This is a genomic window from Burkholderia sp. Ac-20353, from assembly GCF_017104785.1.
Lineage (GTDB): Bacteria > Pseudomonadota > Gammaproteobacteria > Burkholderiales > Burkholderiaceae > Burkholderia.
In genome coordinates, this window is sequence record NZ_JAAGPL010000379.1 from 1 (window position 1) to 3,423 (window position 3,423).

The 3,423-nt window shown below is 70.3% G+C and carries 4 protein-coding genes and 2 pseudogenes; all 6 read left to right on the top strand.

What is annotated here, in order from left to right; genetic code table 11:
* The coding region (locus G3N94_RS40345) for an ATP-binding protein (protein WP_241022346.1) at positions 1 to 643 on the top strand (643 nt) is incomplete at its 5' end.
* A complete protein-coding gene (gene kdpE, locus G3N94_RS40350; protein ID WP_205799761.1) occupies positions 636 to 1,334 on the top strand; it encodes a two-component system response regulator KdpE in 699 nt (232 codons plus the stop codon). The genes G3N94_RS40345 and kdpE, both read left to right, overlap by 8 nt.
* A 157-nt stretch (positions 1,335 to 1,491) precedes the next feature.
* Positions 1,492 to 1,779, top strand: a complete 288-nt coding sequence (locus tag G3N94_RS40355) for a DUF333 domain-containing protein (protein ID WP_205799762.1) — start codon at positions 1,492 to 1,494, stop codon at positions 1,777 to 1,779.
* A gap of 173 nt (positions 1,780 to 1,952) precedes the next feature.
* Positions 1,953 to 2,273, top strand: coding sequence for a quaternary ammonium compound efflux SMR transporter SugE (gene sugE / locus G3N94_RS40360; RefSeq protein WP_205799763.1), 321 nt, complete (start codon positions 1,953 to 1,955; stop codon positions 2,271 to 2,273).
* Between the two features lie 187 nt (positions 2,274 to 2,460).
* A pseudogene (locus tag G3N94_RS40365) lies at positions 2,461 to 2,928 on the top strand (DUF4126 domain-containing protein); the annotation flags it as partial.
* Positions 2,865 to 3,423 (top strand): annotated as a pseudogene (locus G3N94_RS43325) (hypothetical protein); the annotation flags it as partial. The pseudogenes G3N94_RS40365 and G3N94_RS43325, both read left to right, overlap by 64 nt.

Consider the following 3,423-nt stretch of genomic DNA (forward strand, 5'->3'; position numbering starts at 1 on the left):
GCGGATGACGGGCATCGTCACCAACCTGCTCGACATGGCGCGGCTGCAGGCCGGCAGCCTGCAGCTGAAGCGCCAGTGGTCGCTGCTCGAGGAGACCGTCGGCGCCGCGCTTGCCGCGTGCCGGCGCATGCTCGCGCGGCATCCGGCGCGCGTCGCGCTGCCGCCCGAGCTGCCGCTGCTGCAGATGGACGCGGTGCTGATGGAGCGCCTGTTCACGAACCTGTTCGAGAACGCCGCGAAATACACGCCGCCGGACACGCCGCTCGAAATCGGCGCGGAACGCGTCAGCGAGGACGGCCTGCCGTTCGTGCGCGTGCATGTCGACGATTACGGCCCCGGCCTGCCGCCGGGGATGGAAACGCGGATCTTCGACAAGTTCACGCGCGGCGAGAAGGAATCGGCGACGCCGGGCATCGGCCTCGGCCTTGCGATCTGCCGCGCGATCGTCGAGGCGCACGGCGGTAGAATCGGCGCGCTCAACCGCACGGCCCCCGACGGGCACGTGACGGGCGCGCGTTTCTGGTTCACGCTGCCGGTCGAGACGCCGCCCGCCGCACCCGCCGTGTCCGAAGAAGAAGCCGAGGCGCTGCACGCGCTGCCGTACGCGCCGCCATCATCCGAGCCACCGCCAGACCATGAGTGAACCGAGCCTGACCGTCGTCCTGATCGAGGACGAAAAACAGATCCGCCGTTTCGTGCGCGCCGCGCTCGAGGAGGAGGACATCGCCGTCTTCGAGGCCGAGACCGGCAAACAGGGGCTCATCGATGCGGCGACGCGCAAGCCGGACCTCGTGATCGTCGATCTCGGCCTGCCCGATGCCGACGGCCTCGACGTGATCCGCGAGCTGCGCGGCTGGTCCGAGGTGCCCGTGATCGTGCTGTCCGCGCGCACGCAGGAGGAGGAGAAGGTGGCCGCGCTCGACGCGGGCGCCGACGACTACCTGACCAAGCCGTTCGGCGTATCGGAGCTGCGCGCGCGGATCCGCGCGCAACTGCGGCGGCGCAACCAGGGCGGCGCGAACGAGTCGCCGAAAGTGAGCTTCGGCACGGTGTCGGTCGATCTCGCGCTGCGCCAGGTCTGGCGCGACGGCGAGATCGTGCACCTGACGCCGCTCGAATACCGGCTGCTCGCGACGCTCGTGCGGCACGCGGGCCGCGTGCTCACGCACCGCCAGCTGCTGCGCGACGTGTGGGGGCCGTCGCACGTCGAGAGCCATCATTACCTGCGCATCTACATGGCGCACCTGCGCCAGAAGCTCGAGCGCGACCCTGCGCAGCCCGAGTACATCATCACCGAGACGGGGGTCGGCTACCGGCTCGTCGGTGCCGCGTGACGAGCGCTGAGTGACGACCGCCGCATGACGACCGCGGCGTGGACCGCGGGTGTGCGCTGGCCGCGCGGCACGGCGTGTGACCGCGCTGCGTCGTTGCACACGGATCGCGGATTCCCCGTTATGCTGGCCGTTCTGCGAACGGAACGAGGAGCGTACGATGCTTGCCCGACTGGCCATCTCCTGTGCGCTGGCGCTCGCCGTGTCCGGCGTGTGCGCGCAACCGCTGCCGCCCGGGCAGCAACCGCCGCAGCAGCCGAAGGCGGCGCTCGCGAATCCGGCGTCGGTGAACTGCGTGAAGCTCGGCGGCCGCCACGTGGTCCGCGGCTCGCCGCAAGGCGACATCGGCATGTGCGTGTTCAAGGACGGCCGCGTGTGCGAGGAATGGGCGATGTACCGCGACGACCGCTGCGTCGGCGCCGGCGCGATGAAACACGTGACGCACTGACCGCGTGGCGCACGCGGGCCCGGTCACGCCGCCGCTGTCGCAGCGGCCGCGGGTTTCGCCGCGGCAGCCTGCACGACTGTAAGCCGCTTGTTATACTCGGCGCCGCCCGGGGACGACCCCGGGTCATTCGTTTCAACGGGGACGGCCCCATCTGATCCATGGAGCGCGTCGAAATGGCGTGGGTACTGTTGTTGATCGCCGGTTTGCTGGAAGTGGCCTGGGCGGCCGGCATGAAATCGTCTGAAGGCTTTACGCGGCTCGGGCCGTCGGTCTTTACGATCGTCACGGCGCTGGCCAGCTTCGGGCTGCTCGCGGTTGCGATGCGCCAGTTGCCGCTCGGCACCGCGTACGCGGTCTGGACCGGCATCGGCGCGGTCGGTGCATTCGTGTTCGGCATCGTGATGATGGGCGAGGCGCTGACCGTCGCCCGCCTCGCGAGCGCGTCGCTGATCGTCGCCGGCTTGATCGGCCTCAAGCTGTCGTCAGCCACCTGAGGATAGTCCTCATGGGGATTTGCGCCGGCGCGCCGGCTTCCCTGTCTATAATGGAACGCATTCGAGCCTGAATGCCGTTGCGTCGCGCGCCGAGCGCGACACGGCAAGCGCCGCCGGCCGCCACGCGCCGCGTGGCCGGCCATCCTGATCGATCGGCGAAACGCACGGAAAGTGCAAGGAGAGGGCCATGATCGAAGCCATTTCGCTCGGCGCGGGACTGGCATGGGCGAGCGGCCTGCGTCTGTACCTGACGGTGCTGATCGCAGGCGTGCTGGCGCGTGCCGGCTGGCTCCACCTGCCCGATACGCTTGCGGTGCTCACGTCGCCATGGGTGATCGGCGCCGCCGGCGTGCTTGCGATCACCGAATTCCTCGCTGACAAGATTCCCGCGTTCGATTCGCTGTGGGATGCGGTGCATACGTTCATCCGCATCCCGGCCGGCGCCGTGCTCGCAGCCGGCGCGCTCGGCCACGCCGATCCGACCGTGCTCGCGGTCGCGGGCCTCGCGGGTGGCTCGCTCGCGGGCGCCGCGCACATCACGAAGGCCGGCACGCGCGCGCTGATCAACCTGTCGCCCGAACCGATCTCGAACTGGATTGCGTCGTCGACCGAGGACGGCCTCGTGTTCGGCGGGCTCGCGCTCGCGTTCTTCGTGCCGCTGCTGTTCCTCGTGCTGCTGGCCGCTTTCATCGCGGGTTCGGTGTGGGCGGTGCCAAGGCTGTGGCGGGGCGTGTCGGGCGGCTTTCGCGGGATGGCGAACCATATGGTGACGCGGCTCAACTCGGTCGGGAGCAAGCGGGATTGATGGGGCGGCCATCCGAGGGGCGGCCATCCGGGGGGCGGTCATCCGAGGAGCGGCCATCCGTGGAGTCGCCATCCATGGAGGCGACATCCGTGGAGTCGCCATCCGTCGGCCGGCGCGACATTAGCCGGCCCGCACACGCCGCGCGGTTCGGCTGGCGCGACCTGCTCCGGCAGTCCGCGCGCATGACCGGGCGCGACTGGCGCGCGGGCGAGCTGACGCTGCTCGTGCTCGCGCTGGTGCTCGCGGTCGCCGCGCTGACGAGCGTCGGTTTTCTCGCCGACCGGCTGCGTCAGGGCCTCGAGCGCGACGCGCGGCAGATGCTCGGCGCCGATTTCGTCGTGCGCT

Bases quoted from the DNA above. Each gene is read 5' to 3' on its own strand.
- kdpE (WP_205799761.1), top strand. From the start codon at position 636: ATGAGTGAACCGAGCCTGACCGTCGTCCTGATCGAGGACGAAAAACAG.
- G3N94_RS40355 (WP_205799762.1), top strand. From the start codon at position 1,492: ATGCTTGCCCGACTGGCCATCTCCTGTGCGCTGGCGCTCGCCGTGTCC.
- sugE (WP_205799763.1), top strand. From the start codon at position 1,953: ATGGCGTGGGTACTGTTGTTGATCGCCGGTTTGCTGGAAGTGGCCTGG.